Annotated in this window: 14 protein-coding genes and 1 tRNA gene; 12 read left to right on the top strand and 3 right to left on the bottom strand. The window is 71.8% G+C overall.

Annotated elements, in window-relative coordinates; all coding sequences use genetic code 11:
* Position 1 precedes the first annotated feature (1 nt).
* From F1D61_RS01415 to F1D61_RS01385, 7 genes are all read left to right on the top strand, one after another.
* Complete coding sequence (locus tag F1D61_RS01415; RefSeq protein ID WP_203156200.1) at positions 2 to 913, top strand: LysR family transcriptional regulator; 912 nt, start codon at positions 2 to 4, stop codon at positions 911 to 913.
* A gap of 125 nt (positions 914 to 1038) precedes the next feature.
* Positions 1039 to 2550 carry an ABC transporter substrate-binding protein gene (locus F1D61_RS01410; protein WP_203156199.1) on the top strand — a complete coding sequence of 504 codons (1512 nt, stop codon included), beginning with the start codon at positions 1039 to 1041 and terminating at the stop codon, positions 2548 to 2550.
* Between the two features lie 153 nt (positions 2551 to 2703).
* A complete protein-coding gene (locus tag F1D61_RS01405; RefSeq protein ID WP_203156198.1) occupies positions 2704 to 3648 on the top strand; it encodes an ABC transporter permease in 945 nt (314 codons plus the stop codon).
* Positions 3645 to 4493, top strand: a complete 849-nt coding sequence (locus F1D61_RS01400; RefSeq protein WP_203156197.1) for an ABC transporter permease — start codon at positions 3645 to 3647, stop codon at positions 4491 to 4493. The genes F1D61_RS01405 and F1D61_RS01400 overlap by 4 nt, the downstream gene beginning before the upstream one ends.
* Before the next feature lie 13 nt (positions 4494 to 4506).
* Positions 4507 to 5331, top strand: coding sequence for an ATP-binding cassette domain-containing protein (locus F1D61_RS01395; RefSeq protein ID WP_203156196.1), 825 nt, complete (start codon positions 4507 to 4509; stop codon positions 5329 to 5331).
* Positions 5328 to 6143 (top strand): ATP-binding cassette domain-containing protein, encoded by an 816-nt coding sequence (locus F1D61_RS01390; RefSeq protein WP_203156195.1) that lies wholly within the window; start codon positions 5328 to 5330, stop codon positions 6141 to 6143. Before F1D61_RS01395 ends, F1D61_RS01390 begins: the two co-directional genes overlap by 4 nt.
* 351 nt (positions 6144 to 6494) lie before the next feature.
* Positions 6495 to 7736 carry an NAD(P)/FAD-dependent oxidoreductase gene (locus F1D61_RS01385; RefSeq protein WP_203158867.1) on the top strand — a complete coding sequence of 414 codons (1242 nt, stop codon included), beginning with the start codon at positions 6495 to 6497 and terminating at the stop codon, positions 7734 to 7736.
* A gap of 163 nt (positions 7737 to 7899) precedes the next feature.
* Here F1D61_RS01385 and F1D61_RS01380 read toward each other — a convergent pair.
* Positions 7900 to 7991 (bottom strand) — tRNA-Ser (locus F1D61_RS01380).
* 143 nt (positions 7992 to 8134) lie between these two features.
* Between F1D61_RS01380 and F1D61_RS01375 the strand changes: the two genes are divergently transcribed.
* Genes F1D61_RS01375 through F1D61_RS01355 form a run of 5 tightly spaced genes read left to right on the top strand, consistent with a single transcriptional unit; the run spans position 8135 to position 11182 of the window.
* The gene (locus F1D61_RS01375) at positions 8135 to 9034 is read left to right on the top strand and encodes a polysaccharide deacetylase family protein (RefSeq protein WP_203156194.1); all 900 of its coding nucleotides are present in this window, start codon (positions 8135 to 8137) and stop codon (positions 9032 to 9034) included.
* Between the two features lie 19 nt (positions 9035 to 9053).
* Positions 9054 to 9347 (top strand): hypothetical protein, encoded by a 294-nt coding sequence (locus F1D61_RS01370; protein WP_203156193.1) that lies wholly within the window; start codon positions 9054 to 9056, stop codon positions 9345 to 9347.
* The gene (locus F1D61_RS01365; protein WP_203156192.1) at positions 9344 to 10366 is read left to right on the top strand and encodes a CobW family GTP-binding protein; all 1023 of its coding nucleotides are present in this window, start codon (positions 9344 to 9346) and stop codon (positions 10364 to 10366) included. The genes F1D61_RS01370 and F1D61_RS01365 overlap by 4 nt, the downstream gene beginning before the upstream one ends.
* A 49-nt stretch (positions 10367 to 10415) precedes the next feature.
* A complete protein-coding gene (locus F1D61_RS33775) occupies positions 10416 to 10775 on the top strand; it encodes a hypothetical protein (protein WP_246775668.1) in 360 nt (119 codons plus the stop codon).
* Positions 10772 to 11182: a thiol-disulfide oxidoreductase DCC family protein gene (locus F1D61_RS01355; RefSeq protein ID WP_203156191.1), complete on the top strand. Its 411-nt coding sequence runs from the start codon at positions 10772 to 10774 to the stop codon at positions 11180 to 11182. Before F1D61_RS33775 ends, F1D61_RS01355 begins: the two co-directional genes overlap by 4 nt.
* Before the next feature lie 68 nt (positions 11183 to 11250).
* On the opposite strand, the gene F1D61_RS01350 is transcribed toward F1D61_RS01355, so the two are convergent.
* Together F1D61_RS01350 and F1D61_RS01345 are read right to left on the bottom strand one after the other, a co-directional pair.
* Positions 11251 to 12225, bottom strand: a complete 975-nt coding sequence (locus F1D61_RS01350) for an alpha/beta hydrolase (RefSeq protein ID WP_203156190.1) — start codon at positions 12223 to 12225, stop codon at positions 11251 to 11253.
* Positions 12226 to 12302: 77 nt separating this feature from the next.
* Positions 12303 to 13514 (bottom strand): acyl-CoA dehydrogenase family protein, encoded by a 1212-nt coding sequence (locus F1D61_RS01345; protein WP_203156189.1) that lies wholly within the window; start codon positions 13512 to 13514, stop codon positions 12303 to 12305.
* Positions 13515 to 13682: the final 168 nt, after the last annotated feature.

Below are 13682 nucleotides of genomic sequence, written 5' to 3'. Positions count from 1 at the left end.
CGTGCAGCTGCGGGCCCTGATCTACTTCAACGAGCTCGCCCGGCACGGCTCGATGCGGCGGGCGGCGGAGAAGCTCGGCATCGCGCCGACGGCGATCAGCCGGCAGATCGAGAACCTCGAATACCATTTCGGCGCGCCGCTGGTGGAGCGCGATCCGACCGGGATCCGGCTCACCGCCGCCGGCGAGCTGCTGGCCGCCCGCTCGGCCCGCTCGCTGCGCGAGCTCGACCACGTCCGCACCCTGATCGACGACCTGAAGGGCCTGCGGGCCGGGCGGGTGACGGTCTATGCCAGCGGGGCGGCGGCCTCGGGGCTGCTGGTGCCGGCGCTGGCGGAGTTCTCCGCGACCTATCCGGACGTGCGCTTCGAGGTCGTGGTCGCGAGCGTCGGGCGCAGCATGCAGGCGCTCGCCGACGGGGAGGCGGACCTCGCCGTCACCCTGTTCACGCCGCCGCGCACCGAGACCTTCGTGCGCGTCCGCGTCCCGGTCGACCACGCCGCCGTGATGGCGCCGGACCACCCCCTCGCCGACCGCCTGCAGGTCGGCCCGCGCGACCTGCTCGCCCATCCGGTGGCGGTGCCGGACGCCGCCTTCGGGGTGCGCCAGGCCCTCGACGCGCAGATGCGGGAGGCGGGCCTGCCCGCCCTCGATCCGGTCTTCACCACCAGCGCCCTCGAGGTGCAGCTGGAACTGGCCCGAACCGGCCGGGCGGTGCTGGTCCTGCCGCCCTTCAGCGTGCGGCGCGACGCGGCCGCCGGAACGCTGGTGGCGCGGCCGTTCCGGGAGCTGAGCATCCGCACCCATCTCGACCTGTCGCACCTGCGCGACCGGCCGCTCTCCTTCGCCGCCGAGAAGCTGGTGGCGGTTCTGGAGCATCACATGCCGGATTTCTGCGCAGAGGCCGAGGTGTAGCGGTTTCGGCTACGGGGTGCGCACCAGATCGCTGTTGCGGCCACACCAAAAATCCTGATCTCCTGGCGGCAGCATCGAGCCGCACGACACAAGACGGCCGGTTCCACGCCAATCCGAGGGGTTCCATGGTTCTTCGCACGCGCTCCTCACGCCGCCACGTCCTGGCAGGGGCCCTGATGGCGGCCCTCGCGCTGCCGGGCTTCGCCCAGGCGGCGCCGCGCACCGACCTCGTCCTCGGCATGCCGGTGGAGCCCCCGGGCCTCGACCCGACCAGCGCCGCCCCGACGGTGATCGGCCAAGTGGTGTGGCAGAACGTGTTCCAGGGCCTGACCCGGATCGACCGCGACGGCAAGGTGCAGCCGCAGCTGGCGAAGAGCTGGACCGTCTCGCCCGACGGCCTGACCTACACCTTCGCGCTCCAGACCGGGGTGACGTTCCACAACGGCGAGGCGTTCGACGCCGGCACCGCGAAGTTCTCCCTCGACGCGATCCGGGCGCCGGGCTCGGTCAACCCGCAGAAGGCGCTCTACGCGGTCATCGCCGAGGCGGCGGCGCCGGACCCGCAGACCCTGGTCCTCACCCTGTCGAAATCCTCCGGCAACCTGCTGTTCTGGCTCGGCCAGCCGGCGGCGGTGATGGTCGAGCCGAAATCGCGCGACGGACTGAAGAGCAATCCGGTCGGCACCGGGCCGTTCCGCTTCGCCTCCTGGCGCAAGGGCGACCGGGTCGAGCTGGCCCGCAATCCCGACTATTGGGACAAGGCCCGCCCGGTCCATCTCGACAAGGTGACCTTCCGCTTCATCGGCGATCCCCAGGCCGCCGCGGCGGCGCTTCGCGCCGGCGACGTCGATGCCTACCCGCTGCTGCCGGCGCCGGAGCTTTATAGTGCCTTCCAGAAGGACAAGGCCTTCACCGCCGAGCCGGGCCTGACCGAGATGAAGGTCGTGGCCGGCATGAACAACGCCGAAAAGCCCTTTAGCGACAAGCGCGTGCGCCAGGCGCTGATGATGGCGGTGGACCGCAAGCTCCTGATCGAGGGCGCCTATTCGGGCTACGGCGCGGCCATCGGCAGCCACTACACGCCCAACGATCCGGGCTACAGGGACCTGACGGGAATCTACCCCTACGATCCCAAGAAGGCGAAGGCGCTGCTGGCCGAGGCCGGCTACGCCAAGGGCCTGACCTTCAGCTTCAAGTCGCCGCAGATGGCCTACGCCACCCGCACGGCGGAAATCCTCCAGGCGATGTTCTCGGAGGTCGGCGTGACGATGACCATCGTTCCCACCGAGTTCCCGGCCAAGTGGGTGCAGGAGGTGATGCGCGACCGCAAGTTCGACATGACGGTCATCGCGCACGCCGAGCCGATGGACATCGCGATCTATTCCAACGACCCGTATTACTTCGGCTACAGGAACCCGGCCTTCAACGACGTGGTGGCGAAGGCCGCCGCCTCCACCGACGAGGCGGCGCGGCTGAAGCTCTACGGCGAGGCGCAAGAGATCCTGGCCGAGGACGTGCCGGCCCTGTTCCTGTTCGTGCTGCCGAAGCTCAGCGTGTGGCGGGCCAAGCTGACGGGGTTCTGGAAGAACGAGCCGGTGCCGTCGAACGACCTGACCGAGGTGCGGTGGACGGAGTAGGGCACTCTCTCCTCCCCCTTGTGGGGAGGAGCCGGAGGTGGGGGTGGCGCCGGATAAACCGCTAAGCTTTACGCGGCACCACCCCCACCCCTGACCCCTCCCCACAAGGGGGAGGGGAAAAGCGCGCCACATCACGTCCGAGACCCCCACTTCATGCTGAGGCACCTCCTCCGCCGCGCCGCCGGCTTCGCGATCACCTTCCTGCTGATCTCCATCCTGGTCTTCTGCATGATGGAGATCGTGCCGGGAGACCCGGCCTCGGCGATGCTCGGCACCTCGGCGACACCGGAGACGCTGGCGGCGCTCCGCGCCCAGATGGGGCTCGATGCCCCGGCCGTGCTCCGCTACCTGCGCTGGCTCGGCGGGCTCCTCACCGGCGACATGGGGATGTCCTATACCTACGGCGTGCCGGTGGGCGGGCTGATCCGGGAGCGGCTGGCGGTGACGCTGCCGCTCACCGGGCTCGCGGTGCTGCTCGCCGTCGGCATCGCGCTGCCGCTCGGGGTCACCGCGGCGGCCCGGCCCGGCGGCGTGGCGGACGGCGCCGCCACCCTCTATGCGCAAGCGGGCATCGCGGTGCCGAATTTCTGGATCGGGCTCCTGCTCGTCATGGTGGTGGCGCTCGGCCTCGGCTGGCTGCCGGCCGGAGGCTTTCCGGGCTGGGGCGTCCCCGGCGCAGGCTTACGCGCCCTGCTGCTGCCCGCTCTGGCGCTCGCCATCCCGCAATCGGCGGTGCTGACCCGGGTGACGCGGGCCTCGGTGGTCGAGGTGATGAACGAGGATTTCGTCCGCACCGCCCGGGCCAAGGGCGCCTCGGTCTCCCGCGCCCTGTGGCGCCACGCGGTGCCGAACGCGCTCGTTCCGGTCATCACCATGCTGGGCCTCCAGATCTCGTTCCTGATCGGCGGCGCGGTGCTGGTCGAGAACGTGTTCACCCTGCCCGGCATGGGCCGGCTCGCTTGGCAGGCGCTGGCGCAGCGCGACCTGATCGTGATCCAGAACGTCGTGATGGTCTTCGCCACCATCGTCATCGTGGTCAATCTCGGGGTCGACCTGCTCTACACGGTCGTCGATCCCCGCCTGCGGAGGCACGCATGACGGTTCTTGCGTTGCGGGCCCGGCGCGGCTGGCGCCCCGGCAGCCTCGCGCTCACCGTCGGCGGAATCCTGACCGCCTGCCTGATCGGGATCGCGCTCCTCTCCCTGGCCTGGACCCCCGAGGACCCGGCCCGGATGCGCATCCTCCAGAAGCTGAAGGGGCCCCTGGTCTCCGGGCTCCTCGGCACCGACCATCTCGGGCGCGACGTCGCGTCGATGCTGATGCGCGGCGCCTTCAACTCGCTCACCACCGCGTTCGCGGCGGTGGCGGTCGGGGCGGTGCTCGGCACGCTGGCGGGGGTCGCCGCGGCGGCGAACCACACGCTCGACGCGGTCCTGATGCGGATCTGCGACGCGCTCTTCGCCCTGCCGCCGATCCTGTCGGCGATCATGCTCGGCGCGCTGCTCGGGCCCGGGGCCCTCACGGCCATCGTCGCCATCGGGGTGTTCATGATCCCGGTCTTCGCCCGGGTCACCCGCGGCGCGGCGATGCAGATCTGGGCGCGGGACTACATCATGGCCGCCCGCATGGCCGGCAAGGGCACGGCGCGGATCACGGGCGAGCACGTCCTGCCGAACATCTCGGGCCAGGTCATCGTCCAGGTGACGATCCAGCTCGCCATGGCGATCCTGACCGAGGCGGGCCTGAGCTTCCTCGGGCTCGGCCTGCCGCCGCCGGCCCCGACCTGGGGGCGGATGCTGGCGGAGTCCCAGACCTACCTCGTCCAGGCGCCGCATCTCGCCCTCGCCCCCGGCCTCGCCATCGCGGCGGCGGTGCTCGGCCTCAACCTCCTGGGCGACGGGCTCGCCGCCCGCCTCGATCCGCGCCGCCGGCAAGCCTCCTGATGCAAATTTCCTGATGCTCGCGATCCGCAACCTCTCCATCGCCTTTCCGGGACGCGACGGCCCGGTCCGCGTCGTCGACGACGTCTCGGTCGCGGTCGCCCGCGGCGAAAGCCTCGGCATCGTCGGCGAATCGGGCTCCGGCAAGTCGATGCTGTCGCTCGCCACCATCGGGCTCCTGCCGAAGAGCGCCCGCACCTCCGGCGAGATCCTGCTGGAGGGCAAGGATATCCTCGCCATGGGCGAGAGGGAGCTGTGCGCCTTGCGGGGCCGGCGCATCGGCATGATCTTCCAGGAGCCGATGACGGCGCTGAACCCCGCGATGACGGCGGGCCAGCAGATCGCGGAAGGCCTCCGCCTGCACCGCGGCATCGGCCGCGCCGAGGCGCGGGCCGAGTCCCTTCGCCTCCTCGACCGGGTGCGGATCCCCGATTCCACGCGGCGCATCGACAGCTATCCCCACGAGATGTCCGGCGGCCAGCGCCAGCGCGTCGGCATCGCCATCGCCCTGGCCCTCGAGCCGGACCTCCTGATCGCCGACGAGCCGACCACGGCGCTGGACGTGACGGTGCAGAAGGAAATCCTGGACATCCTCGACGAGCTGGTGGCCGATCTCGGCCTGTCGCTGATCCTCATCAGCCACGATCTCGGGGTGATCGCCCGCAGCACCGACAGGACCCTGGTGATGTGCCGCGGCCGGGCCGTCGAGGAGGGGCCGACCGAGGCGGTGTTGCGCCGCCCGGGCGCGCAGTACACCCGCGACCTGATCGCGGCCCTGCCGCGCCGGGCCCGGGCCGGCCTGACCGAGCCACCCCCTCTCGCCGCGGGAGGGCCCCGATGAGCGGCCCGCTCCTGTCGATCGAGAACCTGACCCGCGACTACGCGCTCCGGGGCAAGGGCGGCACGACGCGGACTCTGCGCGCGGTCGACGGCGTCAGCCTCGCGGTCGAGGCCGGCAGCATCGTCGCGGTGGTCGGCGAATCGGGCTGCGGCAAGTCCACCCTGGCGCGGATCGTCATGGCCCTCGACCGGCCGACCGGCGGCACCGTGCGGCTGTGCGGCGACGACCTGTTCGCCCTGTCGCCGAAGGCGCTCGCGCGCAAGCGCCGCGACTTCCAGATGGTGTTCCAGGACCCCTACGGCTCGCTCAACCCGCGCCACTCGGTCGGCCGCATCGTCGCCGAGCCGCTGCACCTCCTCGACGACGCGCCGCGGGGCCGCGACCGCCAGTCCCTGGTCGCCCGGGCGCTCGAGGATGTCGGGCTGCCGGCACAGGCCGCCGAGCGCTATCCGCACGAATTCTCCGGCGGCCAGCGCCAGCGCATCGCCATCGCCCGGGCACTCATCACCAACCCCAAGCTCGTCGTCGCCGACGAGGCGGTCTCGGCCCTCGACCTGTCGATCCAGGCCCAGATCCTGCGCCTGATCCTCTCCCTGCGCGACCGCCACGGCCTGACCGTCCTGTTCATCACCCACAATATCGGGGTCGTCGACGAGATCGCCGACCGGGTCGGGGTGATGCAGGCCGGGCGCCTGGTCGAGACCGGGACGGTGCGGGAAGTCCTCGACCATCCGCGCCAGGACTACACCCGCACCCTGCTCGCCGCGGAGCCGACACTCGCCGCGCTCGGCCAGCGCAAGCGGCGGGCCTGACGGGGAGGGACCGTCCGCGTCATGTAGCCGGCGCATGGCGGCCCCGTCACCGACCCGCTTGCTCCCTGCGCCGCCGCGTGTGAAAACGATTTCACGCACCGCGGCGATGGCGTCGCGGCGGTGCTGCCCTTCTTGGGCGTTTCCTCCCTAGACTTCGGGCCGCCTCGCAAGGGCGGCCTTTTTTCTGTCCGCCGCCGGGGCCGTCCCGGACAGGCATGCGGAGAGGCGGGAGCCGGGTCGGTCGAAGCCCGGCTTGCCATTGCACCCTCGCACATCCCGCGTATCGTGGCCGCGTCCCGTCAGGGCGCGACGGGACCGGACATCCTCCACACTCCCGAGGCGGTGAGAGCTTTGCGCAGCGCGATCGTTCTGGGTGCCGGCATGGCCGGCATGGGCACCGCCCTCCACCTGCAGCAGCGCGGCTGGTCGGTCGTCCTCGTCGACCGGGGCGAGCCGGGGCGCGAGACGAGCTACGGCAATGCCGGCATCATCCAGAGCGAGGCGGTCGAGCCCTACGCCATGCCCCGCGACCGGGCGACGCTCTGGGCGATCGCCACCGGCCGCAGCAACGACGTCCATTACGAGCTGCGCCACCTGCCCCGCCATCTCGGGCCGCTCCTGCGCTACTGGTGGCACTCGTCCCCCCGCCGCCACGCGGCGGCCTCGCGCGCCTACGCGACGCTGATCGCGCAGGCTGCCCCCGAGCACGCGGCGCTGATCGAGGCGGCGGGCACCGCCGACCTCGTCCGCCGGACCGGCTTTCGCATCCTCCATCGCGGGCAACGGGCGATGGATGCGGCCGCGGCGGACGCCGAGCGGCTGGGCGCGCGCCACGGCCTGCGCGTGCGGACGCTCTCGCCGGCGGAGCTGGCCGCGGCCGAGCCGGCGCTGAAGCAGGCCGGCGCGGGCGCGATCCACTGGGAGGATCCGTGGTCCGTGCGGGATCCCGGCGCCCTCGTCTCGGCCTATGCCGCCCTGTTCGTCCGGCGCGGCGGGACCCTGCTCCGGGGCGAGGCGGACAGCCTGGCGCCCACCAGGCGGGGGTGGAGCGTGCGGAGTGCGGACGGGACGGTCGAGGCCGAGGCCGGGGTGGTGGCGCTGGGCCCCTGGTCGCCCGCTGCCTTACGCCGGTTCGGCTACCGGATCGCGATGGTGGAGAAACGCGGCTACCACCGGCACTGGCGCAGCGCCCGGACGCTGGAGGCCCCGCTGCTCGACGCCGAGAACGGATATGTCCTCGCCCCGATGGCCGCGGGCCTGCGCGTCACCACCGGCGCAGAGCTGGCGTCGCCCGAGGCGGCGACCGGTCCGGTCCAGCTCGCCCGCGCCGAGGCCGCGGCGCGCGACCTTCTCGATCTCGGCGCGCCGCGCGAGAACGCGCCCTGGTCCGGTATCCGGCCCTGCATGCCCGACATGCTGCCGGTCGTCGGGCCGGCGCCGCGCCATCGGGGCCTGTGGTTCCAGTTCGGCCACGGTCACCAGGGCTTCACCCTCGGCCCAGCGAGCGGCCGCCTCCTGGCCGAGGCGATGTCGGGCGAGACCCCGTTCGTGCCGGAGGCACCGTTCGGCCCGGCTCGCCTCGCGGCGGCGTGAGGCGTCCTCGGCGCGAGAACGCAGCGACACGATATGTCCGGGGAAAGCTGTTTCGCTGCATTGATACGAGACAGCAAACGCAGCACCTTTAAAAGGTGAAGGTGAGGCGCAAGATCCCTGAACTTCAGCTTATTACCGCCTATCCTATGGCATCGGCCACAGGTGGCGGAGACGGAGGGATTCGAACCCTCGAAGCCCCTTTCGGGGCTTGCTCATTTAGCAAACGAGTGCCTTCAGCCGCTCGGCCACGTCTCCGGTGGCCAACGATCTACGGATTTGGCGGGGCGCGGTCAACCGGTTTCGTCGAAGCGCGGCCGTCATCCTGCGGCTCGCGATCGCGCGGCTTGACCCCCGGGCCTCGCCGGTTGTCAGATGACCTCGCAGGCGGGGAGACCGGAATGGCGAAAGAGATCTTCGTGTCCTACGGCGTCGACGTCGACGCGGTGGCGGGTTGGCTCGGGTCGTATGGCGGCGAGGACAGTCCCTGCGACATTTCCCGCGGCGTGTTCGCCGGCAAGGTCGGGGCGCCACGGCTCCTGCGGATGTTCGCCCGCTGGGGCATCCAGACGACCTGGTTCATCCCCGGCCACTCGATCGAGACGTTTCCCGAGGAGATGAAGGCCGTGGCGGCGGCCGGCCACGAGATCGGGATGCACGGCTACAGCCACGAGAACCCGATCGCGATGACGCCCGAGCAGGAGGAGGCGATCTTCGACAAGTGCGTCGGGCTGATCACCGACCTCGCCGGGAAGCCGCCGCGGGGCTACGTCGCGCCCTGGTGGGAATTCGGCCAGAAGACCAACGAGCTCCTGCAGAAGAAGGGCATCCGCTACGATCACTCGCTGATGCACAACGACCACCACCCCTACTACGTGCGGGTCGGCGAAGCCTGGACCAAGATCGACTACGCGCAACATCCCTCGACCTGGATGCGGCCGTTCGAGCACGGCACCGAGACCCGGCTGATCGAGATCCCCGCCTCCTGGAACCTCGACGACCTGCCGCCGATGATGTTCGTCAAGGCGGCGCCCAACAGCCACGGCTTCGTCAACCCGCGCGACATCGAGCAGATGTGGCGCGACCAGTTCGACTGGGTCTACGCCAACTACGACTATGCCGTCTTTCCGATCACCATCCATCCGGACGTCTCGGGCAAGCCGCACGTGCTCCAGATGCACGAGCGGCTGTTCGCGCACTTCAAGGCCCATGACGGCGTGCGCTTCGTGACGATGGAGACGATCGCCGAGGACTTTGCCAAGCGCTTCCCGTTCGAGGGCACGGCGCGGCCGGAATCCTGAGCCCCGGGAGCCCGGTCCGATGTGCGGCCTGTGCGGCGCCTTCGGGGCGCCCGACCATTGGAGCGACGGCGTCCGGCGGGGCACCCCGCAGGCCGAGCGGCGGGCGAGGGCGTCGGCCGCCAACCGGGTGCTCGGCCTCTACTCCTTGCGCCTCGCGGCCTGGGCCGACCGCTACACGCTCTCGGGCCGTACCGGGCGCAGCACCGTGGTCGACCATCTCGGCGCGCTGTGGCCGGCGGCGGAGCGCCTGGCCGGTCGCGCCTGCGATCCCCTCGATCCGGCGGTGATCGCGGCGCTCGAGGAGACGGCGTGACCCCCGTCACCCTGCTCACCGGCTTCCTCGGCGCCGGCAAGACCGCGCTGCTTGCCCGCCTGCTGCGCTGGCCGGCCTTGCGCGACTCCGCGGTGCTGATCAACGAGTTCGGCGAGGTCGGGCTCGATCATCTCCTGGTCGAGCCGCTGGAGGGCGAGGTCGCGCTCCTGCGCGGCGGCTGCGTCTGCTGCAGCATCCGCGGCGACCTGAAGGCGGCGCTCGTCGACCTGCACGACCGCCGCCGGCGCGGCCTGGTGCCGGATTTCCGCCGGGTGGTGATCGAGACCACCGGCCTCGCCGATCCGGGCCCGGCCGTCGCCACCCTGGTGGCCGATCCGATCCTGCGCCACGCCTTCGCGGTGGGGAGCATCGTCACGGTGGTCGATGCGGTGAACGGTGCCCGCACCCTCGACGCCCACGAGGAGGCGATCCGGCAGGCGGCCTGCGCCGACCGGCTGGTCCTGTCGAAGACCGACCTGGCGGAGCCCGCGGTCGTCGCGTCCCTGCGCGCGCGGCTAGCCGCCCTCAATCCCGTCGCGCCGGTCACGGATCTCACCCTCGACGACGAGCCGGAGGCGGCCCTGCTCACCGACGACCCGACGGGCGAGGGGAGCGCCCGGCGCTGGCTCTGCGCCGAGGTCACGGCGCCGCCGCACGGCCCGGTCGGGGCGGTGCTGATCGAGAGCGGGCCGGTGGACTGGACCCGGTTCGGGCTCTGGCTCGGGATGCTGCTCCACCGGCACGGCGAGCGGATCCTGCGCCTCAAGGGCCTGGTGGCGGTCGAGGGCGCGGACACGCCGGTGGTGATCCAGGGCGTGCAGCACCTCGTCCATCCGCCCCGGCACCTGCCCGCCTGGCCCGACGGCACCGCCCGCACCCGCCTGGTGCTGATCGGCCACGACCTCGACGGCGACCTCCTGCGCCGCTCCTACGGCGCCTTCACGGGCGCCCGAGCCTTCACGGGTGCTCCCGTCCCGGGTCCAGACGCCGCTCAGAGCCGGGCGGCAGCCGATCGTTAACCCTGCGGGTCCTACATCTCTCCCTGTCCGGCCGATGGGAGGGTGAGGCGTGAACGCACTGGTGCCGAAGGAACTCGCCGCGAAGCTGAGCGCCCTGCCGCGCCGCCCCTGCGCGCTGGGCGAGGCCGGGCACGAGCCGCACAAGCCCGTCTTCGCCGAGATCCTCGACCGGTCCGGCCACGGCACCGGCCATTTCGTCCGCCTGCCGCAGAGCATGGTGGAGATGATCACCCGCGAGGCGCGCGGCCCCGAGCCGATGCGCGAGCCGGAGCCCACCCCCGACCCCGAGCCGGCCGCCAGCCCCGCCGCAAGCCCGCCGCCAGGAGTGCTGCCAAGCGCGGTTCCCCCAAGGCGGAGTGACGCGCGGGCTTCTCGTGCGCCCCGCCGATCGGCTAGGCTCGCCGCATGACGATGTCGGCGTCCTCCGGTCCCATCATCCTGTTCGATGCCGAATGCGTGCTGTGTTCGGCCAATGCCCGCTTCGTGATCGAGCGGGATCGCGACGCGACCTTCCGCCTGGCCTCGATGCAGAGCGAGGTCGGCCGGTCGCTCTACCGGCGGCACGGCCTGGACCCGGACGACCCGGCGAGCCTCCTCGTCGTCGACGGCGACCGGATGCGCCGGGACAGCGATGCCGTCCTCGCCATCTACGAGACCCTCGGGTTTCCCTGGAGCCTGGCACGGGTCTTCCGGATCGTCCCGGCCGCCTTGCGCGATCCCGTCTATCGTCTCGTCGCGCGCAACCGCTACCGCCTGTTCGGCCGGCGGGACACCTGCTGGGTGGCGCCCGAGCGCTACCGGGATCGGATCGTGTAAAGCGAAGGCCGGCGCCCCGTCACGGACGGTCGCGTCAGCTGTCTTCGATGGAGGGCGGAGCGACGCGCCTACCGCCCGCGTCCGCCCTCCGGCCCGCCCAGGCTCCAGCGCTCCAGCAGCGCCGCGGCGACGAAGCTCAGCACCGTCGCGGAGGTCCGCACCAGGCGGCTCATGGTCAGGATGCCGTGGGTCTGGTCGGAGAGGTGGAGCGCCGTGACCGGCACGCCCTCGCGCTCCAGGCGGTGGGCGTAGGCTTTGCCCTCCTCGCAGAGCGGGTCGTGGCCGCAGGTCACCACCAGGGCCGGCGCCGTGCCGGCGAGGCTCGCGGCACGGGCCGGGGAGGCGCGCCAGTCCGTCCGGTCGCGCGGCTCGGGCGCGTAATGGTCGACGAAGTAGCGCATCGTGCCGGCGGTGAGGGGCTGGCCCTCGGTGATGCGCTCGAATCCCTCGCTGGTCAGGCCGAGATCGACAGAGGGGTAGAGCAGCACCTGCATCGCCGTCTGCGGCAAGGTGCCGTCCCGGCCCATCAGCGCCAGAACCGCCGCGAGGTTGCCGCCGGCACTGTCGCCGCCGACCGCGAGGCGGCCCGGATCGATGCCCAGACCCTCCGCCCGCTCGGCCACGAAGGCGAGCGCGACGCCTGCATCCTCGACTGCCGCCGGGAAGGGGTGCTCGGGGGCGAGCCGGTAATCGACCGAGACCACGCAGGCGCGGGTCAGGTTGGCGAGCCGCCGGCAGATCCAGTCATGCGAATCGATGTTGCCGAGCACCCAGCCGCCGCCATGCAGGTAGAGGAGGCAGGGGAGCGGCGTGCCCGGCTCCGTGCCCTCGCCGCGATAGAGCCGGAGCGGCACCGGCCCGGTCGGCGAGGGCGCGGCGAGGTCGCGGATCTCGGCGACCGGGTCCGGCGGCGGTTGCAGCGCCCGGCGCCCGGCCAGGTAGCCGCGCCGGGCCGCCTCGGGCGGCAAAGCCTCGAGGGGCTGCGCGTTGGCGGCGCGCAGCATCGCCAGCAGGGCCTGGACGTCGGGATGGAGGGCGGGCATCGGGCGACTCGGACCGGAATGAAGGAGCGGAGAGCCTTAGCAGGTCCCCGCTTCGGGGAGTTCTCAGACCTTGGGCGTCACGCCTCGGCGGTCGGCCAGGCGAAGAAGCCGCGCCCCTCCGATTCGAGGTGGCGGTTCAGCACCATGCGGTGGACCTCGTCGGCGCCGTCGACCAGCCGCGCCTGGCGGGCGTAGCGGTAGATCCATTCCAGCACCGTGTCCTTGGAATAGCCGCGGGCGCCGTTGATCTGGATACCGATATCGGCGGCCCGGTGCAGGGTGTTGGCGACGTGGACCTTCGCCATCGACACCTCCTTCCGGGCGAATCGGCCCTGTTCGAGTTCCCAGGCGGCGCGCATCACCAGGAGGCGGCCGATCTCGATGTCCATCGCGAGCCCGCCGAGCATCAGTTGCACGCTCTCGCGGTCGGCGAGCCGGATGCCGAACCCCTCGCGGACCGCCGCATAGTTCTGCGCGATCTCGACGCAGCGGCCGGCCAGCCCGAGCCAGCGCATGCAGTGCGTCAGGCGGGCGGGCCCGAGGCGGACCTGCGTCACCTTCAGGCCCTTGCCCTCGCCGCCGAGCACGTCCTCGGGCTTGATGGTGAGGCCGTCGAAGGCGAGCTCGCAATGGCCGCCATGCTCCTCCGGTCCCATGATCGGGATGCGGCGGACGATCTCCCAGCCCGGCTGGTCGCGGTGGAACAGGAAGGCGGTGAGGCCGTAGCGCGGATCGTCCGAGGTGCGGGCGATCAGGATGAAGTGGGCCGCGTCCTCGGCGCCGGTGATGTACCACTTGCGCCCGGTGATCCGCCAGGAACCGTCCGGCTGGCGCTCGGCGCGGGTCCTGATCATCGACGGGTCGGAGCCGCCGCCGGGATGCGGCTCGGTCATCGCGAAGGCCGAGCGGACCTTGCCCGAGACGATGGGCTCGAGCCAGCGCGCCTTCTGCTCCGGGGTCCCGAGCGCCTCAAGCACCATCATGTTGCCGTCGTCGGGGGCGGCGGAGTTGAACACCACCGGCCCGAAGATCGAGCGGTTCATCTCGGTGTAGCAGGCCGCCATCCCGACCTTGCCGAGGCCCTGGCCGCCGGTCTCGGGCTTCAGCTGGAGGCACCACAGGCCGGCGGCCTTGGCCTTGGCGCGCAACGCCGAGAGCGCCTCGGGACCGATATTCTCGTGCTCGTCCCAGGTGCTGCGGTCGGCCTCGACGGGCAGGATCTCGCTCTCGACGAAGGCCGCGATGCGGGCGCGGTACTCCTCGATGCGCGGGGAGAGCGTGAAGTCCATCGGTGAATCCTCCGGCGTGGAACTATATTTCCATACGCTTGCGCCGCCGGGAGGCCCGCGGTCAAGGGCCGCCTCTGTCGTCGGCGCGAAAGCCGCTGTCGCCATTCGTGTCGCGTCGTCATCCTGGACGATGCGACGCGTCACTGTCCCCCGACCGCTCCTTCGATC

Origin of the sequence: Methylobacterium aquaticum (assembly GCF_016804325.1) — a bacterium.
GTDB lineage: Bacteria > Pseudomonadota > Alphaproteobacteria > Rhizobiales > Beijerinckiaceae > Methylobacterium > Methylobacterium aquaticum_C.
The sequence above is the reverse complement of the archived record's forward strand: the minus strand, read 5'-3'. Positions and strand labels throughout refer to the sequence as shown.

Coding starts and splice junctions, on each gene's coding strand:
- F1D61_RS01410 (WP_203156199.1), top strand. CDS start 1,039: ATGGTTCTTCGCACGCGCTCCTCACGCCGCCACGTCCTGGCAGGGGCC.
- F1D61_RS01405 (WP_203156198.1), top strand. CDS start 2,704: ATGCTGAGGCACCTCCTCCGCCGCGCCGCCGGCTTCGCGATCACCTTC.
- F1D61_RS01400 (WP_203156197.1), top strand. CDS start 3,645: ATGACGGTTCTTGCGTTGCGGGCCCGGCGCGGCTGGCGCCCCGGCAGC.
- F1D61_RS01395 (WP_203156196.1), top strand. CDS start 4,507: ATGCTCGCGATCCGCAACCTCTCCATCGCCTTTCCGGGACGCGACGGC.
- F1D61_RS01390 (WP_203156195.1), top strand. CDS start 5,328: ATGAGCGGCCCGCTCCTGTCGATCGAGAACCTGACCCGCGACTACGCG.
- F1D61_RS01375 (WP_203156194.1), top strand. CDS start 8,135: ATGGCGAAAGAGATCTTCGTGTCCTACGGCGTCGACGTCGACGCGGTG.
- F1D61_RS01370 (WP_203156193.1), top strand. CDS start 9,054: ATGTGCGGCCTGTGCGGCGCCTTCGGGGCGCCCGACCATTGGAGCGAC.
- F1D61_RS01355 (WP_203156191.1), top strand. CDS start 10,772: ATGACGATGTCGGCGTCCTCCGGTCCCATCATCCTGTTCGATGCCGAA.
- F1D61_RS01350 (WP_203156190.1), bottom strand. CDS start 12,225: ATGCCCGCCCTCCATCCCGACGTCCAGGCCCTGCTGGCGATGCTGCGC.
- F1D61_RS01345 (WP_203156189.1), bottom strand. CDS start 13,514: ATGGACTTCACGCTCTCCCCGCGCATCGAGGAGTACCGCGCCCGCATC.